Raw genomic sequence first — 26,599 nt, 5'->3', positions numbered from 1 at the left:
TCAGCCGAGCGGCAAGGACTTAGCCACGCAAGCTTCGAACGAGAGAATCACTTTATGTATCATCTTCGCGTACCGCAAACGGCGGAAGAGCTGGATATGTATTACCAGTTCCGCTGGGAAATGTTACGAAAGCCGCTGCGTCAGCCGCAGGGTTCTGAGCGTGATGCCTGGGATGCGCTGGCGCATCATCAAATGGTGGTGGATGAGCAAGGCAAACCGGTGGCAATCGGCCGTCTGTACATCAATGCCGAGAACGAAGCCGCGATTCGCTTCCTCGCCGTGCATCCTTCGGTGCAGGGCAAAGGTCTTGGCACGCTGGTGGCGATGACGCTGGAATCAGTCGCGCGTCAGGAAGGGGCAAAACGCGTCACCTGTAGCGCGCGTGAAGACGCCGTCGAATTCTTTGCCAAGCTCGGCTACGTCAATCAGGGCGAAATCACCGCGCCGCAAACCACGCCGGTGCGTCACTTCCTGATGATTAAACCGGTTGTGACGCTCGACGATATTCTGCATCGCGCCGACTGGTGCGGACAGCTGCAACAAGCCTGGTACGAGCACATTCCGCTGAGTGAAAAAATGGGCGTGCGCATTCTGCAATATACCGGGCAGAAATTCGTTACCACCATGCCCGAAGCGGGCAACCAGAATCCCCATCACACCCTATTTGCGGGCAGCTTGTTCTCGCTCGCCACGCTCACCGGTTGGGGGTTAATTTGGCTGCTGCTGCGCGAGCGCCATCTCGGTGGCACCATTATTCTGGCGGATGCGCATATTCGCTACAGCAAACCGATCAGCGGCCGTCCGGGCGCGATTGCCGATCTCGGCTCGCTCAGCGGCGATCTTGATCGTCTGGCGCGTGGCCGCAAAGCGCGCGTGCAGATGGAAGTGGAGCTGTTTGGGGATGATGAGCTGGGCGCGGTATTCGAAGGTGTGTATATCGTGCTGCCCGCCGATTCTGACGGAGCACTGGAAGAGGGCGGCTCCGGCGCCCGTATCGATTAGTCCTGCAATTTTTTTACCTACTGTAGCGGCGCAATTTATTGCGCATCGCTTTTTAAAGTCAAAAGAGCGCAATGAATCGCGCCGCTACAGAATTATTGCACTTGCCCGCCACGCATCGTTTGCTGTACAGCTTGGGCATCGGTGGTTACCGACAACGTGCCATCCACGCTGGGGCGCAGCGGCGCGCTGGCGTTCAGCGAACCTTTCAGCTGCAGCTGTAAATTACTGTTACCACTCAACTGCAGCGTTGGCCAACCCCAATTGCCCAGCACGTTTGCCGGCACAGCCTGGCCTTTCAGATTCAGCGTCAACGGACGTTGCGCGTCCTGCCCAACCGTTGCTGATCCTTCCAGTAAACCGCTGCCGTTAAAGGCGCTCAATTCTGTTACCTGAATCTGTTGATCGTTGGCATTCAGCGCAATGGACGGATGACGCAGATCGGTACGATTGAAGGTGGCTTCGGCCGCGTTGAAGCTGGCTTTACCGGACCAGATTCCCCACTGATGTTGACGCGCCAGTAACAGATTATTCGCGCTGCCATCCAGTGACGTCATCTGGAACGGGAACGCCGGATTGATATCAATAATCAGGTTACGGTTGGCAGTAGCGCGGGTTATTAGCACGCTATCCAGCCAGTCCGGTAAGGTTTGCTGCCAGCGTTCACGCCAGTTTTGCGGCAAAGTATATTCCAGCCCGGCGATCGCCAGTTCATCCAGCGTCAGACGTTTGTCGCTGCGCGTCCAGTTGCCACTGGCGCGCACCACGCCATTCACCCAGCGCGAACTGAACTGCGTCAGCGCGATGCCCTGCGCCGAGAATTCGGCATTGACGATAGGATCGTTGAGCTCAAAGCCACCGTTAATAAAATTCCCGGCATTCATGGAGAGAGAACCGCCATCGCTTTCCCAATCATCGCCGCGCAGGGTGACATTTTTCAGGGTTAAATCGAGATCGGTCACCGCCCAGTCAGGTCCTTGCAGGCGTGCATCGGTCATATCCAGACGGTTGATGCTCACAGAAGGCACAGCGCGCAGCGGATTGAGGAAGTCGCTCAGGCTTTGATGGGTTTGCAAGCGGATATCGTTGAGGCGCAGTTGGTCGATCTTCCAGTTGCCCTGCGCATCGCGCTCGGCATTGCCGGTCATCGAACCGCGCGCCAGATCGGCGCCGATATTGCTCAGCACCAGACGACGTTGCTTGATACTGCCCTGCAGCAGCACGTTGTTACCCGGTACGCCATCCAGCGTCAGGGTGCCAGCGCTGATCTGGAACTGCGCATCGCTGCCCAGCACGTCGTTAGGCAGCGGTTTCCACGGCAGAAGACCGCCATTCACGCGCTGAGCGGTCATCGGCAATGTGCTGTGCGGATTCTCAATACGCACATTATTCAGCTGCAGGCGATTGGCCTGAATCGGCAGCGTGGTATCGGGCGCTTGATTGGCGAGATTGATTTCACCGTCGCGCACTTCGATGCTGTTGAAGTGCAGTGGATCGCTGAACTGAACCAGCGCAAGGCCAAGATCAACGCGTTTCGCCACCAACACGGCGGGCTGACCATCATGACCAAAGCTGAAGTCATCGAGAATGATATGCGAAGGGGAGGAGAAGTCGTGCTCAATCTTGCTGAGAGAGAGATGCCAGGCGGTTTTATCGCTTACCCAGCGGCTAAACCAACCTGCGCCCCATTGTGTTTGTAGCAACACATACAGCACTACCAGCGCCAGCAGAATTAGCAGCAGTAAGGTAAGGAAAAACTTGCCTAAAAATTTCATCGCACTCATCCATCCCGATATTTATCCGGTGAGTGGTTGTTATGCCTGAATTACCGTTACAGCTCAACAGCCTGGATGTAAATGCGGATAAATATCAGGCAGGCCGAAGCCTGCCTGCAGGATTACTTTTCTTGCGGGAAGATCAGGTTCAGCACGATGGCGGTAATCCCACCGGCCGCAATGCCAGATGAAAGCAGGGTTTTCAGCCAGTCCGGGGCAAATTGCAGAATCAGCGGCTGCTGAGAAACGCCCAAACCTACCGCCAGCGACAGCGCGATAATCATGATGGCACGACGATTCAGCGGTTCACGCGAAACGATGCGCACGCCAGATGCGGCGATGGTACCAAACATCACAATGGTGGCACCGCCCAGCACCGGTTCTGGAATATGCTGCACAAAACCACTCACGGCTGGGAACAGGCCAAGCACGATCAGCATCAGCGCCACGACAAAGCCCACATAGCGGCTGGCAACGCCGGTAAGCTGAATCACGCCGTTGTTCTGGCCAAAACAGGAATTCGGGAAGGTGTTGAACAGCGCTGAGACAAAGGAGTTAAGACCGTTGGCCAACACGCCGCCTTTCAGACGCTTCATATACAGCGGGCCACTTACCGGCTGCTCGGAAACATCAGAAGTCGCGGTGATGTCGCCGATGGTTTCCAGCGAGGTCACCATAAACACCAACATCAGCGGGATCAGCAGATTCCAGTCAAAGCCCAGGCCGTAGTAGAGCGGCGATGGCACGGCAATCAGCGGCTGATCGGCTGGCGTGCTGGTGGTGGGCAGCATATCCAGCGCCCAGGCCAGCGCATAACCTACCGCCATCGCGATCACCAGCGAAGCCACGCGCAGATAAGCATTACGCTGACGATTAAGCAGGATAATCACCACCAATACCGAAGCTGCCAGCAACAAGTTTTTCGGAGCGCCAAACGTGTGATCGCTCATCGCCGCAAAGCCGCCGCCGATGGAGGTCAAACCGACCTGAATCAGCGACAGGCCAATAATCACCACCACAATGCCGGAAACCAGCGGCGTAATGATGCGGCGCGCCAGGTGCAACACGCGTGACAGCACCATTTCGGTACAAGACGCCACCATCAGCGTGCCAAACAGCGCCGCCATCATGGTCGGCACATCAACGCCACCATTTTTCAGCGCCATGCCGCCCATGATCAGCGGCGTCACGAAGTTAAAGCTGGTGCCCTGAATCGACAACAGGCCAGAGCCCACCGGTCCCCAGGTTTTGATTTGCAGAATGGATGCCACGCCCGAGGCAAACAGCGACATGCTGATGATGTGTTGCGTGTCCTGTGCCGGTAAACCCAGCGCCTGGCAAATCAGCAGCGCTGGCGTAATCACCGCGACAAACATCGCCAGCAAATGCTGACAGGCAGCAAACAAGGTTTGCGGTAACGGTGGACGGTCTTCGAGGCGGTAAATCAGTTCACTTTTCGGGCTTGCAGCGCTGGCAGGCTGGCGAGTTTCAGCGGTGTTGACGGACATGGTGGACGTTCTCAATTACAACAAAGGGGCGATTTTAAACGGTTGCGTTGTGAAAGCAATCGTTTGCAATGCCCCTTTTTACTTCCGTTGATCTAAAGCGTAAACACCGTACGGCAACGGCTGTCATCTTCCTGCCACGCCAGCGCGACGTCACTCAGCGAGCGCATCTGGAAGGCGATCGAAAAATCGCTCTCGGCGGCGGCCGTCAGCATTTCGCCAATGCAGGCGATCAACTCTTTATCCGACACGCTGCCGAGGCCGCTGCCCATTAATGTCAGCCCGGACGAGCGCAGCAGTTTACTGTGCAGGGTAATTTCCTGTCCGCTTAAGGAACCGATTTGCACAAAGCGTACCGTTTTCTCTCCGCCCGCTACGGCGGCGTGCATGATATCGAGTGCGCTCTGGCCCCACAGATAATCGAGTACCACATCAACACCTTCTTTCATCAACGCCGGTAACGCGTCCGGCAATTCATCCAGCGTGAAAGTGAGGTCGGCGCCCTGCGCGCGCAGTTGATCCAGCGCGGCGCGATTACGACCGGTGGCGATAATTTTGCCTGCACCCAGATGCTGTGCGATACGCACCGCTAAACCGCCCGACGTGCCGGTTGCGCCATTGATCAATACGGTTTCACCAGTGCGCAGCTGGGCGCGTCGGGTTAATGCCGCCCAGGATGACATGCCCGGATTCGCCAGCGCAGCGGCCAGCACCGGATCCAATTTCGGCGGCAACGAAACGATGCTGTCGGCGGGCACTAAGGTTCTCTCCGCCATGCTGCCCCAAGGTGCATTAAAGGCAAGGAAGTAAACCGGATCGCCATTACTCAGCGTGCCGGTACCATCGATGCCGGTAATAAAGGGATAGTGCGCGGCCGCGCTGTAATGCGTTCCGGCGGCGCGTGCTTTTGCCAGCTGGCTAACGGCGGCGGCTTTCACTGTTACCACCACATGGCTTTCATCAGCCTGCGGTTCAGGAAAATCACCGTAAACGGGCAGTTCACCTGCCGCGGAAACTATCGCTGCTTTCATGCTTTCACCTTCAGTTAAGCGGAAACTATGTGTAATATGCACACATTAGGCTTACCTCAGGATAACGTCAATGAAAAGTGTGCAAAATACACATAATGGTGCTGCATTTGATGATCTGCACAACGCGCTGCTGATGATTGTAGGAACTTTCAATCGTCCACAACGTGATGAATTATTGATAAAAGAGTCAAATATTCAGCTCGATCGTGCGCTGTTTCCGCTACTGATTCAAATCGGTCGCTTCGGGCCAATTGGCGTGGTGGAGCTGGCGGAGCGGGCCGGACGCGATTACACCACCGTCAGTCGTCAGGTGGCGAAGCTGGAGGAGTTAGGGCTGGCGCAGCGCCAGAAAAATGCCAAAGACAAACGGGTGAATGAAGCGGTGATCACTGCGGCAGGTAAAGCGATGACTGACAAAATCGATGCGGCGCGCGCGCAAATTTATCAGAACCTGTTTGCCAGCTGGCCGGATGAAGAGCGCGCCGAGCTGGCGCGTCTGCTGCAGAAATTTGTCGGGGATTTTATTGCCATCGATAAAAGCAAGACGGCGGATTAAGCGTTACTGTAGCGCTCGGTTTCCGGCAGCCAGCGCTCAATCAGTGCCTGCGCCTGCTCTGGATAGTGCTGGTGGATATGACGCGCCACGCGCTGAACTTCGGGAATCATGCCCTGATCGCGCAGTAAATCCGCTACTTTAAACTCGGCGTTGCCGGTTTGACGTGTGCCGAGCATTTCACCCGGACCGCGAATCTCCAGATCGTGCTGGGCAATCACGAAGCCGTCGTTGCTATCGCGCAGCACCTGCAACCGCTTCTGCGCGGTTTTGCTGAGCGGCGCTTTGTACAACAACACGCAGTGTGAAGCGACAGCACCACGGCCTACGCGGCCGCGCAGCTGATGTAACTGAGCCAAACCGAGACGTTCCGGGTTTTCGATAATCATCAGGCTGGCATTCGGCACATCCACGCCCACTTCGATCACCGTGGTGGCGATCAGCAGCTGGATTTCATTGGCCTTAAACGCCGCCATCACCGCCTGCTTTTCGGCAGGCTTCATGCGGCCGTGTACCAGGCCAACCTGCAAATCGGGCAGCGCCACTTTCAGCTCTTCCCACGTTGCTTCTGCCGCCTGCGCTTCCAGCACTTCCGACTCTTCAATCAGCGTACACACCCAATAAGCCTGACGCCCTTCGTGGCAGGCGCTTTGCACGCGCGTGATGATCTCACTGCGGCGGCTGTCGGGAATCGCCACCGTGGTCACCGGCGTACGACCTGGCGGTAGTTCGTCGATGGTGGAGGTATCGAGATCGGCGTAAGCCGTCATCGCCAGCGTGCGCGGAATCGGCGTAGCGGTCATGATCAGCTGATGCGGATGGAAACCTTGCTCCTCGCCTTTTTCCCACAGCGCTAAGCGCTGGTGCACGCCAAAGCGATGCTGCTCATCAATGATCACCAGCGCCATGCCGTTGAATTTCACCTGTTCCTGGAACAGCGCGTGGGTGCCGACCACCATCGCGACCTGACCGCTGGCAATGGCTTCCTGCTGCGCTTCACGCGCTTTGCCTTTCTGCTTGCCCGCCAGCCAGCCCACTTCAATTCCCAGCGGAGCAAACCACTGGCGGAAGTTGTTGGCATGCTGCTCGGCCAGCAGCTCGGTCGGTGCCATCAGCGCTACCTGTTTGCCGTGTGCGATGACGTTCAGTGCCGCCAGTGCGGCCACCAGCGTTTTACCGGAGCCGACATCGCCCTGCACCAAACGCATCATCGGAAAATCGTTGGCCAAATCCTTTTCAATTTCTGCCACCACACGCTGTTGCGCACCGGTTGGCGAGAAGGGCAGCGCCGCCAGTAGCTGATCAACCAGCTCGTGGCGCGCCGTCATCGGCAATGCATGATGGCGCTGCGCACCGGCGCGTACGGCTAGCATGCTGAGGTTATGCGCCAGTAGCTCTTCCAGAATTAAGCGTTTCTGTGCTGGATGGCGGCCAGTATCCAGCTCACTTAAACGCAGATCCGGCGGTGGACGATGCAGCGTGCGTAGTGCATCCGGCAGGCTAATCAGCCCGCCGCTCAGCTCCGATGGTAGCAGCTCGGCAATTGGGCAGCTCTCCAGCAACGTCAACGCCTGATCGGTGAGATTGCGCAGTGTCGCCTGGCGAATGCCTTCGGTAGTGGGATAAACCGGCGTCAGGGTTTCCTGCAGCTCAACGCCGCCTTGTTCGCCCTGTACGCGATACTCGGGATGAATGATTTCAGCACCGCGCTGACCGCGCTTAATCTCGCCGTAGGCGGTAACGCGACGGCCCGGCGCCAGGCTGTTTTTCATCCCGGCATTGAAATTAAAGAAGCGCATGGTCAGCATGCCGCTGCCATCGCTGATGTTGCACACCAACATGCGGCGGCGACCAAATGTGATTTCGCTGCTCAGCACTTCACCTTCCACCGTGGCATAAACGCCGGGCAGCAGGTCATTGATTTTATACAGTTGGGTGCGATCTTCGTAACGCAGTGGCAGATGCAGCAGTAGATCCTGAATGGTGAACAGGCCAAGTTTGGCCAGCTTGCCCGCCTGACTGGCGCCGACGCCGGTCAGGGTACTGAGCGGGATGGCATCCAGCAGACGGCCTTTCATTTTCTACCTGTTGATTGCATGGTGGCCCACCACTCGGCGTCGGCTTCTACTTCGCCCTGACCATTGATGTGCGGATACGGCAGGCCTTTCTGCTTAGCGACGCGAGCCAGCACCGGATAACCGCCTTCGAATAGCAAACGCTGCTGCTCATCTTCATCCAGCAGGCTGTAGGTGCGCTGATACATACCGGCATTCTGTCGCTGACGTTGCGCTTCATACAAAATCAGCGCGGAAGCTACCGAGACATTGAGCGACTGCACCATGCCCACCATCGGCACAACGATGTCCTGATCGGCCAGCGCCAGCGCTTCAGCGGTAATACCGGTTTTTTCCTGACCCATGAGAATGCAGGTCGGTTTGGTGTAATCGATGTCGCGAAAATCTACCGCTTTGGCGGACAGATTGGTCGCCAGCACCTGCATGCCTTCATCCTTCAGATGACGCACTGCATCTGCAATATGCTGATGCGTTTTAACCTTCACCCAACTGTTGCTGCCGGCCGAAGCGGAAACCATGGTGCGCATACGCACGCTTGGCCAGACGGCGTGCACTTCATGAATGCCCACCGCATCGGCGGTACGGATCACCGCCGAGACGTTATGCGGTTTATGCACCTGTTCCATGCAGACGGTGAGATCGTGCTGGCGCAGGGCCAGCATCTCCTGAATTCGGGCAAAACGTTGAGCGTTCATGGGCTAGTTACGGTTGCGGTGAACTTTGATCACGTCCGGCATTACGCGAATTTTGCGCATAATATTCGCCAGATGGACGCGATCGTTCGCGGTGAGGCGGATAAAGGCGCTATACACGCGACCATCACGCTCTTCGGTATTCAGGCTCTGAATATTGGAACTGGCAGTGTTGATTGCAGCGGTCAGATTCGCCAGTGCGCCCTGATGATTGAACATGTCGACTTTAATCTCTGCGACAAATTCCTGGTCGGTCACTTTATCCCACTCAACCGGCATGAACTTTTCAGGCTCTTTTTGGTAGCCACGGATGTTACGGCAGGATTCGTGATGCACCACCAAACCTTTGCCGGGACTAACGTGCGCCACAATCGGGTCACCAGGAATTGGACGGCAGCATTTGGCAAAGGTAATCAGCACGCCATCCGCGCCTTTGATCGGCAGCTTTTTGCGTTTGCTGTTGCTCTGCGGCTCTTCACTGCCTGACTGCAGCAAGTTCTTTGCCACCACCACGCTCATGGCGTTGCCCAGGCCGATTTCTGCCAGCAAATCATCGATGGCGGTCAGCTTCATGCGCTCAAGTTCGTGCTGAATGTTCTCAACCGGAATCTCTGCCAGCTTCTTGCTGCCGCCGAGCGCGTGGCTCAACAGACGACGACCCAGGTTGACGGAGTCTTCACGTTTGAGGTTTTTCAGCAGCTGACGGATTTTGGCGCGCGCTTTCGAGCTGACGACGAAATTGAGCCAGGCAGCGTTCGGACGAGCGCCCGGCGCGGTGATGATTTCAATGGTTTGACCGCTGGTCAGCGATTGTGACAGCGGGTAAGGCTGGCGATCGACGCGTGCGCCGACGCAGGCATGACCGATATCGGTATGCACCGCATAGGCGAAATCGACCGGCGTGGCGCCAGCCGGCAATTCGACGATGCGGCCTTCCGGCGTGAACACGTAGATCTCATCCGGGAAGAGATCGGATTTCACGCTTTCGATAAATTCAAATGAGCTACCGGCGCTTTGTTGCAGCTCCAGCAGGCTTTGTAACCAGCGCTGAGCACGAATCTGCGCGGTAGTACCGCTGACTTCGCCGCTCTCTTTATACGCCCAGTGTGCTGCCACACCCATTTCTGCCATCTGATCCATATCTTCAGTACGGATCTGCACTTCAACCGGTACGCCGTGTGGGCCGATCATTGAAGTATGCAGCGATTGATAGCCGTTGGCCTTGGGAATGGCGATGTAATCTTTTACGCGTCCGGGACGCGGTTTGTACAAGCTATGCATCTGTCCGAGCACGCGATAACAGGTATCCAGATCTTTCACGATGACGCGGAAGGCATAGATATCCATGATCGAGTGAAAACGCTGCTCTTTCAGGTGCATTTTGCGGTAGATCGAGTAAAGATGTTTTTCGCGTCCACTTACGCGGCAGGGAATACCTGCTTCCTGTAAGCGACCGTCGATTTCAGCAAGGATCTTCTGAATCATCTCTTTACGGTTACCGCGCGCCGCTTTCACCACCTCTTTAATCACGCGGAAACGGTTCGGGTAGAGCGCTTCAAAGCCGAGCTCTTCCAGTTCTGTTTTCAGGTGATGAATACCAAGGCGGTGCGCCAGAGGACTGTAAATCTCCAGCGTTTCCAGCGCGATACGACGTTTTTTATCCGGACGTAACGCGCCGAGCGTGCGCATGTTGTGCGTGCGGTCAGCCAGTTTGATCAAGATGACGCGGATATCCTGCACCATCGCCATGATCATTTTGCGGAAGTTTTCAGCCTGCGCTTCTTTCTTGTCGCGGAACTTCAGCTTATCGAGCTTGGATACACCTTCTACCAGTTCGGCAACGCTTTTACCAAACAGCTGTTCCATATCCTGGTAAGTGGCGGGCGTATCTTCGATCACATCATGCAGCAGCGCCGCCATTAGCGTTTCGTGGTCGAGTTTCATCTCGGCCAGAATGCAGGCTACAGCAACAGGATGGGTGATATAAGGCTCGCCGCTGGAGCGTGTTTGACCCTCGTGGGCATCACGCGCGACTAGATAAGCTTGCTTGAGGCGCTTAATTTGCTCCTCAGGCAAGTATTTTTCAATCAGTTGATTGAGGCTTTCAAACAGATACAAGGGCGACCTGCGAAGTGCTGTTAACGACGACCTTCAGCGATAGCGGTAACGGCTTGTAACTCAGCGGCTTCCTGCTCATGCTGTTCCTGACGATCACGGACATCCAGAATCTGGGTAGTGATCAAACCTTCTTCGATTTCGCGCAGGGCGATAACGGTTGGCTTATCGTTCTCTTCCGGAACCAGCGCATCTTTACCGCCTACCTGCATCTGACGTGCACGACGTGCAGCGACCAACACCAGGTCAAAACGGTTACCAACTTTCTCTACTGCGTCCTGAACGGTTACGCGTGCCATAGGTGTGCTACTCCACAGATGATGAAGAAATGACTGGGCATAATACTGAAAGTGAATTCAGACTGCCAATAGTTTGCTGATTAAAGCATCATGTCGCGATTTTTGGCGACCCATACGCAGACGTTCTGCGCGAATAATGGTTTTCAGATCTGACAGCGCCAGATCGAAATCATCATTAACAATTAAATAGTCATATTCGGCGTAGTGGCTCATTTCCGCCACGGCCTGTTGCATACGACGGGCAATCACCTCTTCGCTGTCCTGACCGCGGCCACGCAGGCGACGATCCAACTCTTCGGTAGAAGGCGGCAGCACAAAGATGCTGCGAGCGGCCGGCATTTTCTGGCGAATTTGCTGCGCACCTTGCCAGTCGATATCCAGGAAGACGTCCACGCCGGTCGCCAGCACCTGCTCAATCGCAGCGCGTGACGTACCGTAATAATTGCCAAACACTTCCGCATGTTCGAGGAAGTCGTCTGTTGCAATCATGGTCTCGAATTCGGACTTAGAGACGAAAAAGTAGTGCTCACCATGAGCTTCACCGGGACGCACGCCACGGGTGGTATGAGAAATAGACACCTGCGTATCGTACAGCGGTTGTGTCTTTAACAGCGCCTGAATCAGGCTGGATTTACCCGCGCCGCTGGGGGCGGAAACTATATAAAGCGTGCCTTGAGCCATGGTTATCTTGAATTGAGTAAAGAGCGGAGTCGATTTCCTGCACAGTATACACGGCTTGGGGTGGTCACGCAGCGTTTGCCGCTTGGCTGAGGCAATTCTTTTTTCTGTGAAGCCGCGCCAGAGGCTGATGTAGCAGGCTGCAACAGCAATTTAATCTCTGGAATCAGCATCCAGCGCACAATCTTCATGGCTGGTAAAGGCCTGCGCTGCGCGCTCCAATAGCGAAAAAGGAGAGCGAAGATGAAAGGATGCCTGAGTCTATTGTGTTGCTTATTCAGTATGGGTTGCTGGGCCGAAGCGCTCTGCCCGAATTGGTCGCCGGTGCGCGCGGGGCAGGAAATCACACAGCTGCAAACCCAGCTACGACAGTGGGATGACGCGTATTACCGGCAGGGCACAAATCTGGTGACCGATGCCGATTACGACAGCCTGCAACTGCGATTACAGCAGTGGCAGCGCTGTTTCACTCCGGCGCACGCCACCTACGATGCACAACTCACCACCGATGGCAGTACGCATCATCCGGTGGCGCATACCGGCGTGCGCAAACTGCGCGATAAGCTGGCAGTGGCGTACTGGATGCAGGACAAATCTGCGCTATGGCTGCAGCCGAAAGTCGATGGCTTCGCCGTTACTTTAGTATATCGACAGGGTAAGTTGGCCTCATTGATCAGCCGCGGCGATGGTTTGCGTGGCGAAGAGTGGCTGGCCAAATCCGCACATATTCCCTCCATCCCGCAGCGGCTGGATACCTTGCGTGAGGAAGTGGTGCTGCAAGGTGAGCTGTTTCTGCAAATGACCGATCATCAACAGGCGCGTGACGGCGGCAAGAACGCGCGCGCTCAGGTGGCGGGAGCGATGATGCGCCACGACACCAGCCCGCTGCTTGAGCGCCTTGGCGTATTTATCTGGGCGTGGCCGGATGGACCCAATTCAATGCCCGATCGTCTGGCGCAGCTCACACAATGGGGATTTGGGCTGGCGCAGAGCTGGAGCCGTCAGGTGAGTAATGAAGAGGAAGTCGCGGTATGGCGCGATCGCTGGTTCCGCGAATCGCTGCCGTTTGTCACCGACGGCGTGGTAATCCATCAATCACCTGTCAGCGCAGGGCGCGACTGGCAGCCCGGCCAGGGCAGTTGGTCAGCGGCATGGAAGTATCAACCAGCAGAAGTCAGCAGCGAAGTGCTGTCAGTGGATTTCAATGTGGGCCGCACGGGCAAGATCGCTGTGGTGCTAAATCTGATACCGGTACAACTGGAGGACAAAACGGTACGCCGGGTAAACATTGGTTCCCTGCGACGCTGGCGGGAACTGGATGTGATCGCGGGTGATGAGGTGACGCTCACGCTGGCGGGATTAGGCATTCCGCGACTGGAGCGCGTGATTTGGCGTGTGGCGCAGCGCGATTATCCAGCGTCGCCACAGGAGGGTGAATTCCACGGCTTAACCTGTCTGCACTTTAGCGCCGACTGCCGGGCGCAGTTTTTATCTCGCCTTAGCTGGCTCAGCCAGAAGTCGGTACTCGATATTGCGGGTGTTCAGCGCAGCAGCTGGCAGCGCCTACTGGATAGCGGCGCTATCAGCCATCTCTTTTCCTGGCTGACACTGACGCCGGATCAGATTGCGCAGGCTAATGGCATCACGCCGGCTCGCGCGCAACTTATCTGGCACCGCTTTAACCTGACGCGTGAGCAGCCGCTGCGACGCTGGGTGAGTGCGCTTGGCTTGCCGTTGCCGCGTGCAGCGTTACAGGCTTTACCGGATGCGCAGTGGTCGCAGTTGCTGGCGCGAACGGCGGAAAGCTGGCAGCAACTGCCCGGTATCGGTAGCGTGTTAGCACAACGGATTGTGATGATGCTGCAGGATGCGCACCTGCAGCAGTTGATTCACTTTCTGCAGCAGCAGGAGATTCCTGCAACTGATTCAATGTTCAGGATGGGGATAGTTGAAGATCGGCAAACCGAGGCGGAAACGCAGCGCCAGCAAGCGGGCGAAGAAGCCGAACAGTAGCGTGATGATCACCACCGCTTCATGCGCCAGCGGCGTTTTCAACAACAGGATATACATCCAGCCCGAGGCAAAAGCGATACCGGCATACAGCTCTTTCTGGAACACCAGCGGAATGCGGTTGCAGAACATATCGCGCAGCACTCCGCCGAATACGCCAGTGATCACGGCGGCGATGGCAGCAATGATGGAGGCGTGCCCGCTATCCAGTGCAACCTGGGCGCCAATAATCGAGAACACCACTAAACCCAGCGCATCCAGCACCAGAAACACTTTGCGCAGGTGCGTCATTAGCGGTGCAACAAAGGTGGTCACAACCGCAGCCGCAGCCACGATCATGATGTACTCCGGGTTTTTAACCCAACTGAGCGGATAGTGGCCCAGCAAAATGTCACGCACCGAACCGCCGCCAATGGCGGTGACCGAGGCGATGATGATCACGCCAAACAGGTCCATTTTACGACGTCCTGCCGCCAGCGCGCCGGTCATGGCTTCGGCTGTAATACCAATAATATAGAGAACGGTTAACAACATAGAGCACTCCAGTAAATTGGCGGCAAGGCTAAAGATTTCTCAGAGTGTAGACCACTGAGATTTTCTAAATAAAGCGTTATCGGATTAGGCTTTTTGATGGCGTGCATGCTAACAGGCTTAGCAGGCGGGATAAATCTGCAGTTATTGACCTTTTCGCATAAGTATAAATGATGCGAAGAGGGGCAGATCTTCTCTTCTTAAGTTCTAGCCAGTTTGTGTCGTACGTGATTACTGGCAATTGAAGCAGGATTTCCGCTCTCAGGCATCACGCGTAGCAACTATTGGACAGGCATGAAAACTCGTAACGAAGACATTCTCTTTTTCTCCTCTGACAAACTGGCGGCGCTGGGGCTTGAGAGTCTTTTGTCCTCGTTACCTGTTGCGTTTCAGCTGCATGAGCTATGGTCTCTCAGCACGGTCATGGCGAAGTGCGAAAAGATGAAACCGCGTTTGCTGGTGTGTATCTTTCATGAAAATATGCCGCTAACCGGCACCTTAAAAGTGCTTTACGCCTTACAGCAGCAGTTTCCCACGATGCAAATCGTGGTGCTGACGCGGCGTTTGTTACCGCTGATGCATGCGCTCAGTCGTTACCTGCCTTCGCTGACGGTGTTGGACTTAAAATCCTCTCGTCAGATACTTTCCAGCCGTCTTCTCACCAGCATCAACACTAATGCCCAAATTCAGTTAGTTGAAGGTGCGGATATTCTTTTGCCAGACAGGCAATTAAGGGTATTACTGATGATGGCGTGGGGTTACAGCATAGAGCACATCGGCATTCGCTTAGGCATCAGTCACAAAACAGTGAATGCACACAAACTCAATGCACTGGCGCGACTGCAGGTCAAAAGCAAGAATGATATGGCCGATCTCTACATGGTGATTGATGAGTTACGCATGATAGTGAGTTGGCTGCGCTTGCAGCGTAACGGCAAGTTAAGTGAACTCAGTTTTCAGTCACTGGAAGAGTTACTGGAAGCCTAAAAAGAAAAAAGCGTGCTGGCGACCAGCACGCGAACGCATCTTTTCAGATGCCCAGAGCCCACCATACAGACTTGTTTTTATTATCCGTTTCTTGCTCGCACGTTAGCGAAACTTTTCAGGCTAAAGCGGTATTCTGGCTGGAACCAGGAGCGACCGTAGTAGCAGTAGATCAGCATTCTGATGGATACCATGGCGAGGTAGCCCCAGATGGCGCACAGCACTGAAGGTGTCAGCCACACGGTAAACAGTGTGACGCTTAATCCCACCAGTACAGAAGATGTTTCCGCAAAAGCGATGTGCGAAAATTGGTTTTCCCGCTGTAATATGGCGCGATAATGTTGTCCCTGCGGAATAATAATGAAGATGACCGAAATCATTTCCAGCATTATTGCCATTTCGGGTTGATTCATCATTCGACTAGAAATATCGCTACCAATAAACAGCGCGGCAAAAATAGCGAGTCCGCATAATACATTCCCCCAATATAATATTGAGAGATCGCTATTGTTCAGGTTTTTAGTTCTGATAATGGCATTGCCAAATCCGCGATCGGCCAGTGTGTCAATAATCAATAACATTACAATAGCAATGGCGAGTAAATTTAACTCGTTTGCCTGGAGTATTTGTGCCAGAAGTGAAAGTTGTAAAACACCAATGCCGACGATTTTAATCGATGACAAAATTGACCATTTAGCGTTGGTCAGATTTTTTTCTCTTATCGCCATATTCTGCTCATTATGGTACATGTACCAGTGCAATTAAGGGTTTACTCTGGCCACAGGCCAAAGCACAGCTTACATCAATGCAGCGCATCCTGACGCAGCCCTGATATACCTTTCAGGTTTTGCCACGTAAAAATGCGTTCAATTAAATGATGTTCTGAATTTATTAAGATGACCCTGGCGCTTAATGATGTTGTTGTCTTAATGGTATCTCCTCCTGTGCGGAGGAAATCCGTAAGATCATTATAAAATCCCTTTGAGTTTATATATTCCCCGGCCAGCATCCGGCTGGCAATCTCAACAAATTCTTTTTCTGATAACAAAGGATAGGTTGAGCGATCCATGTTATTTCCCTGCTGTTGTTATTATGGTTACTGCTGTGTGTGAAATGAGTTATACCGTGTTTTAATTAATTTAACACCATCAGAAAACTCCTATAAATAGACCGCAGGAATAAATGGTTTCAGAATTTGCATCAGAATATATAAGGCGAATGATTTACTATTTATTAGTGCTTTTCTTCATTCCATACGGTTGAATGAATCGGCGATAAAGAAATACAGAAAAAACTTTGATAAATCAGAGGCACTCAGCATTTTTCTGCACATCCTCACCAGGAATTTTCCTGTTGAGAATGCTTAAGCCAGACTGGTGTTTAACAGATAAATACGTGAAGGTTTGAGCAAAACAGTTAAACGCTACTGAGCAAAAAAGTAAGCGATTTTTATTGATTGATTCCAGCATGCGTTAAAGAAGCGATCTCTGCATAATCCATTGATTCTAATGAGTTAACAGATGAAGAAGCTGTTCCAGGTCGCGTTTTACCCATGCAACATCCTCGGCAAACTTCTCGTCAGACATGAATGCTTGACGATAAACCACCATCACCACTTCCGCACCTTGCTCATTGGCAATTACCCGCATCGGCATATAAATCTCTTTACCCGTTCCGGTATCAATCCAGTGATCCATCACGCCAAAGGGATTGTGTGGGGTAAAGCGAATCTTTACCGTTCCCTCGGGACCTTTGGCTTTCCAGCTGTTCCCTTCCTGCGTCAGCGTACTGGCGCTGAGTCCGCTAGCCCATTTGGCAAAGCATTCCGGTTTCCAGATGGTTTCATACAAATCTAACCAGTTGCGTGGAACCGTTAGTGTGACGGTCTGAGATGGCAGCATGGGACCTCCTGATGTGATACAGCCATTAAAGCACGCTGATACCGGGCTGCAAACGGCCCGGTCATGGAAGTGTGGGTCAGCAGCGGTTTCCGTGAAAACGCTGTAATCAGATAAACTTGCCGCGTCCCTGAATAGCCTGCTCTTCACCCGTATCATCAGCATGGCGCAGCACGAAGCGATCGGACTGCGCAACCACCGCGCAGCTGTGGTTAGGGAAGATGCGCAGCAGCGCGCCAACGGTGGGTGCCTGTTCAGCATATTGCAGGAAACCATGCTCCTCCGACAGCTTCATCACTTCATAATGATTGCCTTGCTCATCGACGGCGATACCAAATCCGCTGGCATTGGTGCCGTGCGGCCCTTTATCAGAGCTAAGCATTTTGGAACCGGCATCAATAATGGCGAAGTGCGGATTGACCGCTACCACGCGCGTTACCACGCTCAGCGCCAACGCCTCTGGCGTGCAAAGACCTAAACGCCATGCGGTGAGATCGAGCAGCGCATAATTGCCGGGGCGGATTTCATTGCTTCCCTGCGCGACGGGTGCCGCCAATGCCGTTGGCGTTGAACCGACTGAAATCGGGCAGTGCGCAAAACCAGCGGCAATCAGGCGCTGCTGCAGATCACGCATCAATGTGATTTCCTGCAGAGCAACGTCGGCAATCGCTGCGGCGTTGCCTGCGCCATAAGCGTGACCGGCATGAGAAACCAGCCCGGCAAACGTGAGGCCCGCACCCTGTATCTGCTGCGCCAGCGTAACGGCGGCATCGCCGTGCGGATCAACACCGATGCGATGTAATCCCACATCCACTTTGATGGCTAACGCCAGCTGGCAATCGGGCTGGCGCTGATGTGCAGCCGCTATTGCCGCCACGCCATGCGTGCAATCCGCAATGCAGGTAATGCGCGCCTGATGTTGTACGGCCACCGCCAAAAGTTCTTTCAGCGTTTCGGCATGCACTACGGGGTAAGCCAGCAGCAGATCGCGTTCGCCACCGAGAATGAAGGCGATGCCTTCACTCGGTTTAGATACGGTAATGCCGCGCGCGCCGAGCTTTCGCTGCTGCTCAGCAATCCAGACGCTTTTATGGGTTTTGATATGAGGACGTAGCGTGACGCCAGCGGCATCGGCTTTTTGCTGCATCTGTTGCAGGTTGCGTTGCAGGCGCGCTGCATCAATTTCGAGGTAAGGTGTGAGTCGGTCGGCAATCAGAGGCCGCAACCAGCCAGCCTCAATATTCTGTTCCATCATAATAGTCCGCAGGTGATTACACAGTGCGGACTATGATTCATCAATGCACGGCAGAATGCCAGCCGACAAAATCGGCACATTCCTGCGCAGGGCCGCCATGGATGGTGACTTTTTAAACTTTAGAGTTGGAGCTCTGGAATCCGCCGCCCAAATCTTCTATCAAAACCACCGCAAGGTTAATCTGCTGCGCCTTCAGCGCCACCAGTTTCTGGTCGGATTCGATCAGCTGATTTTGGATTGTCAGCACATCAAGATAAGGACGCAGGCCCGCTGCGTATTCACGATGCAAATCATCCCACGCGCTGTGAATCAGCTGGTTGGCGCTTTCCTGTTGCGCCAGCTGATCCTGAATCGACTGCAACTGAGTAATGGTGTCGCTGATATTACCCAGTGAACTAATCAGCAATTTGTTGTACTGCGCTACCGCCAGATCGTAATCGGCGTCGCTCTCTGCTAAATCGGCGCGACGTTTGCCCGCGTCAAAGATCGGCAATGACAAACTCGGTCCCACATTAAAGAAGCGGCTTGGCGCACCAAACAAGGCATCGCCGAGCAGTGATTTGGTGCCGGCTTCGGCCACCAAATTGATGTTGGGATAGAACTCGGTTTTGCTGGCGGCGATCTGTTTTGATGCCGCTTCAACGCGCCAGCGCGCGGCCACCACATCCGGACGACGACCCAGCAGTTCGGCCGGAATGGCGTTTGGCAGCATGGCGGCGACCGGCACATTCATTTGCGCCGGTTTTAGCTGGTGCCAGTAATCTGGGCCTTTACCTATCAGCGTTGAAAGCTGAATACCGGCATCGGTGACTTGCTGTTGAGCTTGCGTCAATTCGGCTCGCGCGGTTTTCTGCTGCGACAGCGCCTGCTTATATTGGTAATCGGAAGTGAGGCCAGCGCTGACATATTGCTGCTGAATTTTGGCGATACCCGCCGCACGCCCGGCATTCTGCTGCGCCAGTTCGGCATTATTCCAGGCGAGATTAAGGTTGTTCCACGCTCGCGTCACGTTCGCGGCCAGCGTTAACTGACTGGCCTGACGATCCAACTCGCTGGCACGTGCTTGCCCCAATGCGGCTTCAGCGGCATCTTTTTTGCCGCCCCATAAATCGAAGGTGTAGCTCAAGCCAACGTTAGCGGTGCGCAGCGTGCTATAGCTTTTCCCCTCCAGCAGCGGATCATCCACTTTTGCCACACGCGAGCGCGTAATGCCCGCGTTGAGATCGACAACCGGATAGCGTTCGGCATCGGCGGCAATCACTTGTGCATTGGCTTTATCCGCTTGCGCGTTGACTACCTGCAAATCCGGGCTGGATGCCATCGCATCATCAATCATTCGATTGAGTTGAGCATCGTTAAAACCTTGCCACCATGCGCTTTTTGGCCAATTCGCGGCGCTGAAATGCGCGTTTTTCAGGGATTGACTGGCTTGCAGAGCGTTAGCATCAAGCAGCGTGTTTTTGGGGTGTAAGCCTTGTGGATTGGCACAACTGGCCAGCAGCGCAGTGGCAACGGCCAGCGCGATAAATTTGCAGTGAAAGTGCTGTGTCATGGTTCTGGTCAAAGAGGGGAGAAGGCGACCATTACAAGAGGCGGGGCAGATTTTGACAAACCTGTTTTTCGTTAAGAATGGTTGTCAAATGTGAGCAGAGAAAATGAGCAGCAGGTGAAAACCTGCTGCATCAAGAGATTAGATATAGAGAGACGCTTCACCCGGCGGACGGGTTTTGAAGCGACGATGCAGCCACAGATATTGGTCGGGCGCGCGCAGAATTTCATTCTCAATCACGCGATTCATGTAAGCAGCGGCAGCGGCTTCATCTTCATACGGATAATTTTCCAGTTCAGGCTGAATAATCAGCTGATAACCGCTCTTATCCTGGTTACGAATCAATACGATGGTCAGCATTGCCGGTTTTGCCAGACGAGACAAAACATAGGTGCCGTTGGTGGTCGCCGCTTGTTTCACCGCAAACAGCGGAGCAAACACGCTGCCTTTGGGGCCGTAATCCTGATCCGGTGCGAACCAGACCGCTTCGCCTTTTTTTAGCGCCTGCACCATGCCGCGCAAATCGCGACGATCGATCATCGCTTTATTCGAACGCATGCGACCCTTGGTTTGTGCCCACTCCATCGCCTGATTATTGTGCGGACGATACATCGCCATCATTGGCTGGCATAAACCGGTAATGCGGCCGCCCAGTTCCAGCGACATAAAGTGCACACCGATGACCATCACACCACGCTGGTGGCTTTGTGCGTGCTGCAGGTTTTCCAGACCATGCACTTCGAAGTAACGACGCACGCGTGCATCAGACCAGAACCAGGCAATGCCGGTTTCTGCCAGCGCCATTCCTAGCGATTCGAAGTTGCCGGCGATCATCGCCTCGATTTTCTCTTCCTTAATATTGGGGAAGCACAGCTCGATATTGCGACGGGTGATGCGTTCGCGGCGCTTCAGGAAGTGACGCGACAATTTGCCAGCGCCAGCACCAAGCCGGATCAGAATGGGGTAAGGAAGTTGCACCAGCAGCCACAGCACACCTAGCCCAAACCAGGTAAACCAATAACGGGGATGCAGAAGTTTGGAACGGAACTGCCTGGATTTCGTCATAACGCCTTCATGTCGGGGAAAAAATGTATCGCACGAAGAAAAAGGGTCCCTGAGTTCCTGGAGCGGTACAACTGTATTGATTACGACCAGCACTTTAGCAAAAAGTGCCGTCAATGTTACCCAATCTCTGCAATCCTCAGGATTGAGCACATTCATGGTTAGAACGGCCTCATTCTATCACCTTTTATTCATTCCCTTTAAAAACAGCAGGGTAAACTCATCCTAAAGAAGTCAAAATAGCCATCACGTAGTGGATTAAGAACTGTCTGTTAATAAGGACACACGAATCTTTACGCTTTATTTACTTTGCTCAGGAAGATTAAAGCGTTTGTCTTCAGGAAAAAGCTGATGACCGCGCTGATGCAGTCTCTGTTGCCATTCCATGTCTCCCTGCAACAGGGCAATTTTAAGCAGTGAGTAGGTTACGTTGGCATCATGATGCTTTGCCAGGTATTCACTTGCCCACACTTTGAATTGGAGTAATTGGCCGATATCGTTTGTGCTGTTGAACGTCATTAGACGATGAAGGTTTGCATCAAACTGATAGCGCTCCCATTGGGCGTAAGGATTAATAAGTTGCTCAGCATGGGAAAAATCAGCAAACCTGTTGCGCTCAATTTGCGTCAGGATGGCATTGGTGTGCAAACCTGTTGCCGCAAAAACCATCAAAGCGAGAGCAAAAAGGGTGACAAACCCAGTTGCAGCGTAATGCGCTAACGGGCGCAGAGTCAGGCTTTGCAGATCTGACTCAGATTGCATCAGACGGATTAGCAGTAGTAATACCAGACCATGCGGCGCGGACTGGTAGAGTGGATACTCAAAAAGCAGATGGGTCACGATAGGTAAGGTCATCGCCCAAAACGTAAAGGCGCGTCGCCTTGCATAAGGGCTACCGGTTACGACGGGCTTGAACCACGCCCAAATTATTAGTGCCACTCCCGCCAGCGCAATAACCCCATTTTCCACCCACTGAAACAGGATTTCATTATGCGGGTGCGTTGGGGGACGAGAATTCAACGGATGCGCCGTTTCCTCACGTACGTGCAGCAGATAATCGTGCTCAAAACGACCGGCACCCCAACCACGTAAAGGACGTTCGGCGATCATATGCAGGCTGTGCGTGATCATCTGCACACGGCCTGCCGTTGAATGGGTTTTATCCACTTTTTGTAATCCCGCCATGGGGGCATACGCGAGCAGGGTCTGGCAAGCTATCACAATTGCTAATGCAATCGGTAAGCCAATCAAGAGGTGCTGCCGCCAATGGCGATGCCGGCGGAATGTCCAGATAAGTAAAGCGCTACTGGCCGACGCACCAAGCCAGGCAACGCGAGACTGGATGATCATCAAAATCACCAGCAATACAGCCATGATCGCTGCCAATAGTAAACGAAGCCCGCCATGACGCGCCTTAAAGCTAAAATACAGGGCTAATGTCCAGCCAGTAGCCAGAAAACTACCCAGTAAATTTACCTGCTGGAAAATGCCATAGATGCGGGTGCCATCTGCCGGAAATTCCATCCAGTTATTTGCCCCAGTCATGAAGAGTTGGCATAGCGCCAGCATCGCTTGCGCCACGGCCGCAGTAATAATGCATACCAGCCAGAGCCTTTTAACGTTTGGCGAAAGGGGGATTTGTAGCATGGCCAGGTAAAACAGCACTGCCAGAGCATAGGCAGTTAGCTGAGGGAGTAAGGTCACATCATGATTGCCGTAAAACGTATAGAGTATGGGCTGGCTAAGGAGCAGAAACGCTAGCAGCCATATCGGTGTCACCTTTGCCACTCGCACCCCGTCCGTCGAGGGGGTCGAAAAGAGGCATTTTATTGCCACAATAAAAATACAAATGCCCATAAAAATGAGCGTAATAATATTTTGCGGCAGGCGAAAACCTGAACCGCCCATATTGGCAACGTAAACTTGCAGCATCAATATTAAGTCGCTCGCCACGACCAATGAAACAAGCAATGTAGTAAATGGGGGCTTGCGAACAGTAGGGCTGAAAAACATGGTTTTCTTCTAATCAATAAGCGGAAATGATGAGCGTGCCGGCACCATTAAATGCGCCAGGTGTGACTGCTCCATGAGTACGCAGCGTTGAGCTAAGCGTAAACGTTGCCAGCGAGTCGGCTGAATTAACTTCAATCTCAATGCCTTCAGAAGCATCTTGATCGTTGACTTTTAATTCAGTCTGCAAACTGTCATCCGAACGAAGTGAGACAATATTGGTGTTAAACCCTACCGCGTAAATTTTTGCCGTTGCCGCTGAGCTACAGGATAGTGTTAACTGCGTTTGAGCAGTATTACCGTTTATGCTTTTATCAGAAACATAGCCGTGATAGAGGTTAGTATCACCCAAAAGTGAACAACTAACAGGATATTTATGATCTCTGATACATATATTATCAGGCAGAAAGGTTGCATCATGCCAATCATTTTGAAATGTTGCCAGTCGGAAACAATTATAATCAGTGGACCATCCGTCTATCTGGAAGGTATGTTCTGTCGATAAAGGATATTTAGCTTTATACGCTTTTCCCAGTTCGCCAATGGTTGCATAGTTTTCTGCGAATAAAACATTTGGCGCATGAATGTCAGCAGGAACATTATTATTTTCGGGAAAGGACGCGATTTTACAGCCCGGCTGCTTATAACACGGATTTTTTAAAGGGCTATCTTCATCCCAGTGATCAACATAAACACGAAAGGTAGTATATTTCCCTACCCAGGAAAAATAAACATTATGGCTGATGATTGTGGCTTGTGCTGATGCAGGAGTAATTATGCAAATAAAATAAATGATGAGTTTAAAAATGCTCATTAGTGATACTCCAGTTCTACGGTTGCGCTGGCATTGATTGTACCGGGATGTAATTCGTTATTTTTAATGCTTTCACGATTAGCAGACAGGAATAAGTGATAGACCATTTTGTTGTCACCAGAATGGAAAATCCTCTCGACGCTTTTGTTTATCGGAATAAAAATACCTTTTTCTTCAACGCCAATGGCGATGCCTTTTGCGGTACTGGATGGATCAAGTGCCATCATGCCCGCTTGTTGCACATCTTCTGTTGCCTTAAAGGTGATTGAGAGTTTATCGGATGTTGAGGTATCGCAACCCTGTAAATTAAGCGTTATGGAAATACCTGCGGTACGTTGATAGCGATAAAGAAATTTATTAATGACGCTGCCAAAATCAATAACAATATCACTGCTGTTGGGGTCGAGAATGCAGGGTTCCTGCACTAATCCGCCTGTAAAAGAAAAGTCAGCAGCTGCAAAGGCGTTTATAGAACATGATGATAGCAGAGTTATTAACATAATATGGAAGCGCATAATCATTATTCGTATTTAATAACAAGCGTTGCAAGCGCTTTAAAACGTCCGCTTTTCAAAGCGCTGCCAGCTCGCTTTATCGGAACGGCATAAAATATTGGCTGCGTAAGATCATCAAGCGTAAAGCGCTGATTGATTATAATGGGTTGATTATTTTGCATTATCCTGATACCTAAATCATCAATCCCTGTGAATAATGCGCTGGCATCAAAATTGCTGGTTATGCCCAAAAATGCCAGTTCCAGCTGTTTTCCCGGCGGGGTCCGACATACGATACTGATGGGAACACGCTGTTGATATCTCACACCATCAACATGATTTACTCCTACTGCATCACCAAAATCAACGTCTGCCGGTTTGTCATTGTTTATTACGCAATTAATACTGATCAGTGTGGCTGAAAAATTTATTTTCACAGCGTGTGAATTACAACAATAAATAAAGAGTGATAGTATGAGTATTGCAGTTTTCATTCACTGAGGCTCGACAATCAGTTGAGCACTTATTGTTAACTTACCTGGCAAGGGTATTGAACCAGATTTTTTAACAGGAACCACCTTTAGAGAAAAATCACCTGTCTGCACGTAATTGTATTTTTTGTTTATTTCGAGTGGTGTGCCATCTTTACCATTGATGAATTTTATCCCAACGTTAGTGATGTTAGTGCGTATTGCTGCTTTATCAAATGTTGCTGCGCTACCCGATACACGGAAGTAAAGATTTTCGGAATAGTTTTCATCGCACTTAATCGACAGCGTCAGCAATTCAGTGTATTTCAGACCATCTATTTCATTAATATCCACACTGTCGCCAAAGTTGACATCGATATCTTTATTATTGTCAATTTTACACGGGACGTTAATCAGCTTTCCTGAAAAGTTGACGCCTGCATTGGCATTAGACAACGTGCTATGCAACGCAAATGCAATGATCAGTGGACAGAGCATTATTTTTATAATCTGCATTCCGTGTCTCCTCAACGAACATTCAATACCATGGTGGCGGTTGCAGTAAAATTACCCGCTGTGACTTTGGCCTTGTTTTTAACCGGCACGGCAATCAATGTGTTTGATATTCGCCAATCAATGTTGTGTGCTTTATTTATTTCGATGTCTTTACCGTTTAATATTAATTTGATGCCCACATTGCTGTTGGTGGTAGAAATGACATTTTTATCAAACACCGCCGCTGTAGCTGAGATAAAAACTTCCTGCTCCCCGTTGAAAGCTCCCGGACACGTGACGGTGAATGGCACCGATTTACTGAACCGGATACCATCAATTAGTTGAATGATGATATCGCCGAAGTTAACACGACTTTCTCGATCACCATTCAAAGTACATTGGGAGCTGACGATAATCCCCGACACATTAATTGGATATCTATTCGTGCCGGGGATAATTTCTTCATGCGGCGCGATCGGCGCTGAGAAGAGCATTTTGCAGTGCAGCAGTGCGAAGAAGATGACCAGCCACTTCATGCTTATTCGCGGCTATCGGTGACACGGCACACATTGGCTTTGCAACTGAATGTCAATTTTGGCCGACCGCCGAAATCGTCGATATAGCTTAATACCGGATGCGAACCTAACTTACTGGCTTTTACGTTAATAGCGGCACTGCCTTGTGGCGGAATCATGATCGGTTTAAAATCACTTTCTTCTTTACCATCAACATGACTGGCTGCAGTAATCAGCGTGACATAATATCCGGTAGGATTTATCACCGTGTATTGATCACCGTTTTTTTTCAACGTGAGTTGATTTTGTACGGGTTTGATTGAAGCTCGTGGATCGATCATTAATTTTTCTGGACGATAAAATAGTTTGATGCGGGTCTGTAACGCAATTTGTAATACGTTTTGTTTTTCACTGCGTGGCGGAATCTCGCGCAAATTAAAGTAAAACAAAGATTCACGATCCTGAGGCAATGATTTTGCGGCAGGTAAAGATTGGATTTTAATCGCGCTTTTATGACCCGGCTCAATACGCTGAACTGGAGGGAGCGCCATAAGCGGCGACTTTATTTTTTTTCCTTGCTCATCTTCCAGCCAGCTTTGCGCCAGATACGGACGCGCTTTATTTTCATTGCTGATATTCAAACTGATTGAGCGTTCAGCGCCGTCATAAATGACGCGGGTGCGATCCAATGCAACAGCAGCCAGCGTGCTTTGTGAAAAAATCATAGCGCCAAACAGCATCGCCACGGTAGCGAGAGAAGCCTTCAGGTTCATAAAATTAATACTCACTC

At 52.3% G+C, this 26,599-nt stretch carries 26 protein-coding genes; 4 read left to right on the top strand and 22 right to left on the bottom strand.

The window, feature by feature from the left end; all coding sequences use genetic code 11:
- Positions 1–54 precede the first annotated feature (54 nt).
- Entirely contained in the window at positions 55–1,002 is a 948-nt protein-coding gene (gene fabY / locus ACYAC5_RS19420) for a fatty acid biosynthesis protein FabY (RefSeq protein ID WP_101760715.1), read from the top strand.
- Between the two features lie 92 nt (positions 1,003–1,094).
- Here fabY and ACYAC5_RS19415 read toward each other — a convergent pair whose 3' ends face one another.
- The 3 genes from ACYAC5_RS19415 to ACYAC5_RS19405 all read right to left on the bottom strand — a co-directional run bounded on the left by ACYAC5_RS19415 (position 1,095) and on the right by ACYAC5_RS19405 (position 5,310).
- Positions 1,095–2,774 (bottom strand): AsmA family protein, encoded by a 1,680-nt coding sequence (locus tag ACYAC5_RS19415; protein WP_192415278.1) that lies wholly within the window; start codon positions 2,772–2,774, stop codon positions 1,095–1,097.
- 122 nt (positions 2,775–2,896) lie between these two features.
- Positions 2,897–4,282, bottom strand: coding sequence for a nucleobase:cation symporter-2 family protein (locus ACYAC5_RS19410; protein WP_192415280.1), 1,386 nt, complete (start codon positions 4,280–4,282; stop codon positions 2,897–2,899).
- A 92-nt stretch (positions 4,283–4,374) separates the two neighbouring features.
- Positions 4,375–5,310, bottom strand: coding sequence for a quinone oxidoreductase family protein (locus ACYAC5_RS19405; protein ID WP_192415281.1), 936 nt, complete (start codon positions 5,308–5,310; stop codon positions 4,375–4,377).
- A gap of 70 nt (positions 5,311–5,380) precedes the next feature.
- Here ACYAC5_RS19405 and ACYAC5_RS19400 point away from each other — a divergent pair, with 70 nt between their 5' ends.
- The gene (locus ACYAC5_RS19400; RefSeq protein WP_192415283.1) at positions 5,381–5,866 is read left to right on the top strand and encodes a MarR family winged helix-turn-helix transcriptional regulator; all 486 of its coding nucleotides are present in this window, start codon (positions 5,381–5,383) and stop codon (positions 5,864–5,866) included.
- Here the strand turns inward: ACYAC5_RS19400 and recG are convergent.
- The 5 genes from recG to gmk are packed head-to-tail and all read right to left on the bottom strand — an operon-like array spanning position 5,863 to position 11,725.
- On the bottom strand, positions 5,863–7,941 hold the full coding sequence (recG, locus tag ACYAC5_RS19395) for an ATP-dependent DNA helicase RecG (protein ID WP_192415284.1): 2,079 nt from the start codon (positions 7,939–7,941) through the stop codon (positions 5,863–5,865). The two genes, ACYAC5_RS19400 and recG, sit on opposite strands and share 4 nt — an antisense overlap.
- Entirely contained in the window at positions 7,938–8,633 is a 696-nt protein-coding gene (gene trmH / locus ACYAC5_RS19390; protein ID WP_101760710.1) for a tRNA (guanosine(18)-2'-O)-methyltransferase TrmH, read from the bottom strand. Before trmH ends, recG begins: the two co-directional genes overlap by 4 nt.
- A gap of 3 nt (positions 8,634–8,636) precedes the next feature.
- Positions 8,637–10,748 (bottom strand): bifunctional GTP diphosphokinase/guanosine-3',5'-bis pyrophosphate 3'-pyrophosphohydrolase, encoded by a 2,112-nt coding sequence (gene spoT / locus ACYAC5_RS19385; protein WP_101760709.1) that lies wholly within the window; start codon positions 10,746–10,748, stop codon positions 8,637–8,639.
- A gap of 20 nt (positions 10,749–10,768) precedes the next feature.
- Positions 10,769–11,044, bottom strand: a complete 276-nt coding sequence (rpoZ, locus tag ACYAC5_RS19380; protein ID WP_007885265.1) for a DNA-directed RNA polymerase subunit omega — start codon at positions 11,042–11,044, stop codon at positions 10,769–10,771.
- Between the two features lie 57 nt (positions 11,045–11,101).
- Positions 11,102–11,725, bottom strand: a complete 624-nt coding sequence (gene gmk, locus ACYAC5_RS19375; RefSeq protein WP_008109768.1) for a guanylate kinase — start codon at positions 11,723–11,725, stop codon at positions 11,102–11,104.
- 240 nt (positions 11,726–11,965) lie between these two features.
- On the opposite strand from gmk, the gene ligB reads away from it, so the two are divergent.
- Complete coding sequence (gene ligB / locus ACYAC5_RS19370; RefSeq protein ID WP_462062150.1) at positions 11,966–13,735, top strand: NAD-dependent DNA ligase LigB; 1,770 nt, start codon at positions 11,966–11,968, stop codon at positions 13,733–13,735.
- Here ligB and ACYAC5_RS19365 read toward each other — a convergent pair.
- The gene (locus ACYAC5_RS19365) at positions 13,649–14,266 is read right to left on the bottom strand and encodes a trimeric intracellular cation channel family protein (protein ID WP_008109765.1); all 618 of its coding nucleotides are present in this window, start codon (positions 14,264–14,266) and stop codon (positions 13,649–13,651) included. The two genes, ligB and ACYAC5_RS19365, sit on opposite strands and share 87 nt — an antisense overlap.
- Positions 14,267–14,557: 291 nt before the next feature.
- Here ACYAC5_RS19365 and ACYAC5_RS19360 point away from each other — a divergent pair, with 291 nt between their 5' ends.
- Entirely contained in the window at positions 14,558–15,250 is a 693-nt protein-coding gene (locus ACYAC5_RS19360) for a response regulator transcription factor (RefSeq protein ID WP_192237015.1), read from the top strand.
- Between the two features lie 80 nt (positions 15,251–15,330).
- Here ACYAC5_RS19360 and ACYAC5_RS19355 read toward each other — a convergent pair whose 3' ends face one another.
- The 13 genes from ACYAC5_RS19355 to ACYAC5_RS19295 all read right to left on the bottom strand — a co-directional run bounded on the left by ACYAC5_RS19355 (position 15,331) and on the right by ACYAC5_RS19295 (position 26,582).
- Positions 15,331–15,975, bottom strand: a complete 645-nt coding sequence (locus ACYAC5_RS19355) for an oligosaccharide flippase family protein (RefSeq protein WP_192415287.1) — start codon at positions 15,973–15,975, stop codon at positions 15,331–15,333.
- Positions 15,976–16,049: 74 nt separating this feature from the next.
- The gene (locus ACYAC5_RS19350; RefSeq protein ID WP_137386792.1) at positions 16,050–16,316 is read right to left on the bottom strand and encodes a hypothetical protein; all 267 of its coding nucleotides are present in this window, start codon (positions 16,314–16,316) and stop codon (positions 16,050–16,052) included.
- A 436-nt stretch (positions 16,317–16,752) separates the two neighbouring features.
- Complete coding sequence (locus ACYAC5_RS19345) at positions 16,753–17,148, bottom strand: polyketide cyclase (RefSeq protein ID WP_101760704.1); 396 nt, start codon at positions 17,146–17,148, stop codon at positions 16,753–16,755.
- A 106-nt stretch (positions 17,149–17,254) separates the two neighbouring features.
- Positions 17,255–18,400 (bottom strand): alanine racemase, encoded by a 1,146-nt coding sequence (locus ACYAC5_RS19340; protein ID WP_370581471.1) that lies wholly within the window; start codon positions 18,398–18,400, stop codon positions 17,255–17,257.
- 112 nt (positions 18,401–18,512) lie between these two features.
- Entirely contained in the window at positions 18,513–19,952 is a 1,440-nt protein-coding gene (locus tag ACYAC5_RS19335; RefSeq protein WP_192415288.1) for an efflux transporter outer membrane subunit, read from the bottom strand.
- 138 nt (positions 19,953–20,090) lie between these two features.
- Positions 20,091–21,014: a kdo(2)-lipid IV(A) palmitoleoyltransferase gene (gene lpxP, locus ACYAC5_RS19330; protein ID WP_101760701.1), complete on the bottom strand. Its 924-nt coding sequence runs from the start codon at positions 21,012–21,014 to the stop codon at positions 20,091–20,093.
- A gap of 297 nt (positions 21,015–21,311) precedes the next feature.
- Positions 21,312–23,024 (bottom strand): PglL family O-oligosaccharyltransferase, encoded by a 1,713-nt coding sequence (locus ACYAC5_RS19325; protein ID WP_462062149.1) that lies wholly within the window; start codon positions 23,022–23,024, stop codon positions 21,312–21,314.
- Positions 23,025–23,037: 13 nt separating this feature from the next.
- Positions 23,038–23,835, bottom strand: coding sequence for an MrpH family fimbial adhesin (locus ACYAC5_RS19320; RefSeq protein ID WP_277974288.1), 798 nt, complete (start codon positions 23,833–23,835; stop codon positions 23,038–23,040).
- Positions 23,835–24,350, bottom strand: coding sequence for a fimbrial protein (locus ACYAC5_RS19315; protein ID WP_462062148.1), 516 nt, complete (start codon positions 24,348–24,350; stop codon positions 23,835–23,837). The genes ACYAC5_RS19320 and ACYAC5_RS19315 overlap by 1 nt, the downstream gene beginning before the upstream one ends.
- 5 nt (positions 24,351–24,355) lie before the next feature.
- A complete protein-coding gene (locus ACYAC5_RS19310) occupies positions 24,356–24,823 on the bottom strand; it encodes a fimbrial protein (protein ID WP_309832489.1) in 468 nt (155 codons plus the stop codon).
- Positions 24,824–25,315 (bottom strand): fimbrial protein, encoded by a 492-nt coding sequence (locus ACYAC5_RS19305; protein WP_110868222.1) that lies wholly within the window; start codon positions 25,313–25,315, stop codon positions 24,824–24,826.
- Between the two features lie 11 nt (positions 25,316–25,326).
- Entirely contained in the window at positions 25,327–25,830 is a 504-nt protein-coding gene (locus ACYAC5_RS19300) for a fimbrial protein (RefSeq protein ID WP_158238592.1), read from the bottom strand.
- Positions 25,831–25,832: 2 nt separating this feature from the next.
- Complete coding sequence (locus ACYAC5_RS19295; protein ID WP_271461475.1) at positions 25,833–26,582, bottom strand: fimbria/pilus periplasmic chaperone; 750 nt, start codon at positions 26,580–26,582, stop codon at positions 25,833–25,835.
- Positions 26,583–26,599: the final 17 nt, after the last annotated feature.

It is taken from the genome of Pantoea sp. y20, assembly GCF_054903455.1.
This window is presented reverse-complemented; position numbering and strand designations above follow the sequence as displayed.

Excerpts from the sequence above, each read along its gene's own strand:
- fabY (WP_101760715.1), top strand. The coding sequence starts at position 55 with ATGTATCATCTTCGCGTACCGCAAACGGCGGAAGAGCTGGATATGTAT.
- ACYAC5_RS19415 (WP_192415278.1), bottom strand. The coding sequence starts at position 2,774 with ATGAAATTTTTAGGCAAGTTTTTCCTTACCTTACTGCTGCTAATTCTG.
- ACYAC5_RS19410 (WP_192415280.1), bottom strand. The coding sequence starts at position 4,282 with ATGTCCGTCAACACCGCTGAAACTCGCCAGCCTGCCAGCGCTGCAAGC.
- ACYAC5_RS19405 (WP_192415281.1), bottom strand. The coding sequence starts at position 5,310 with ATGAAAGCAGCGATAGTTTCCGCGGCAGGTGAACTGCCCGTTTACGGT.
- ACYAC5_RS19400 (WP_192415283.1), top strand. The coding sequence starts at position 5,381 with ATGAAAAGTGTGCAAAATACACATAATGGTGCTGCATTTGATGATCTG.
- recG (WP_192415284.1), bottom strand. The coding sequence starts at position 7,941 with ATGAAAGGCCGTCTGCTGGATGCCATCCCGCTCAGTACCCTGACCGGC.
- trmH (WP_101760710.1), bottom strand. The coding sequence starts at position 8,633 with ATGAACGCTCAACGTTTTGCCCGAATTCAGGAGATGCTGGCCCTGCGC.
- rpoZ (WP_007885265.1), bottom strand. The coding sequence starts at position 11,044 with ATGGCACGCGTAACCGTTCAGGACGCAGTAGAGAAAGTTGGTAACCGT.
- gmk (WP_008109768.1), bottom strand. The coding sequence starts at position 11,725 with ATGGCTCAAGGCACGCTTTATATAGTTTCCGCCCCCAGCGGCGCGGGT.
- ligB (WP_462062150.1), top strand. The coding sequence starts at position 11,966 with ATGAAAGGATGCCTGAGTCTATTGTGTTGCTTATTCAGTATGGGTTGC.
- ACYAC5_RS19365 (WP_008109765.1), bottom strand. The coding sequence starts at position 14,266 with ATGTTGTTAACCGTTCTCTATATTATTGGTATTACAGCCGAAGCCATG.
- ACYAC5_RS19360 (WP_192237015.1), top strand. The coding sequence starts at position 14,558 with ATGAAAACTCGTAACGAAGACATTCTCTTTTTCTCCTCTGACAAACTG.
- ACYAC5_RS19355 (WP_192415287.1), bottom strand. The coding sequence starts at position 15,975 with ATGGCGATAAGAGAAAAAAATCTGACCAACGCTAAATGGTCAATTTTG.
- ACYAC5_RS19350 (WP_137386792.1), bottom strand. The coding sequence starts at position 16,316 with ATGGATCGCTCAACCTATCCTTTGTTATCAGAAAAAGAATTTGTTGAG.
- ACYAC5_RS19345 (WP_101760704.1), bottom strand. The coding sequence starts at position 17,148 with ATGCTGCCATCTCAGACCGTCACACTAACGGTTCCACGCAACTGGTTA.
- ACYAC5_RS19340 (WP_370581471.1), bottom strand. The coding sequence starts at position 18,400 with ATGATGGAACAGAATATTGAGGCTGGCTGGTTGCGGCCTCTGATTGCC.
- ACYAC5_RS19335 (WP_192415288.1), bottom strand. The coding sequence starts at position 19,952 with ATGACACAGCACTTTCACTGCAAATTTATCGCGCTGGCCGTTGCCACT.
- lpxP (WP_101760701.1), bottom strand. The coding sequence starts at position 21,014 with ATGACGAAATCCAGGCAGTTCCGTTCCAAACTTCTGCATCCCCGTTAT.
- ACYAC5_RS19325 (WP_462062149.1), bottom strand. The coding sequence starts at position 23,024 with ATGTTTTTCAGCCCTACTGTTCGCAAGCCCCCATTTACTACATTGCTT.
- ACYAC5_RS19320 (WP_277974288.1), bottom strand. The coding sequence starts at position 23,835 with ATGAGCATTTTTAAACTCATCATTTATTTTATTTGCATAATTACTCCT.
- ACYAC5_RS19315 (WP_462062148.1), bottom strand. The coding sequence starts at position 24,350 with ATGCGCTTCCATATTATGTTAATAACTCTGCTATCATCATGTTCTATA.
- ACYAC5_RS19310 (WP_309832489.1), bottom strand. The coding sequence starts at position 24,823 with ATGAAAACTGCAATACTCATACTATCACTCTTTATTTATTGTTGTAAT.
- ACYAC5_RS19305 (WP_110868222.1), bottom strand. The coding sequence starts at position 25,315 with ATGCAGATTATAAAAATAATGCTCTGTCCACTGATCATTGCATTTGCG.
- ACYAC5_RS19300 (WP_158238592.1), bottom strand. The coding sequence starts at position 25,830 with ATGAAGTGGCTGGTCATCTTCTTCGCACTGCTGCACTGCAAAATGCTC.
- ACYAC5_RS19295 (WP_271461475.1), bottom strand. The coding sequence starts at position 26,582 with ATGAACCTGAAGGCTTCTCTCGCTACCGTGGCGATGCTGTTTGGCGCT.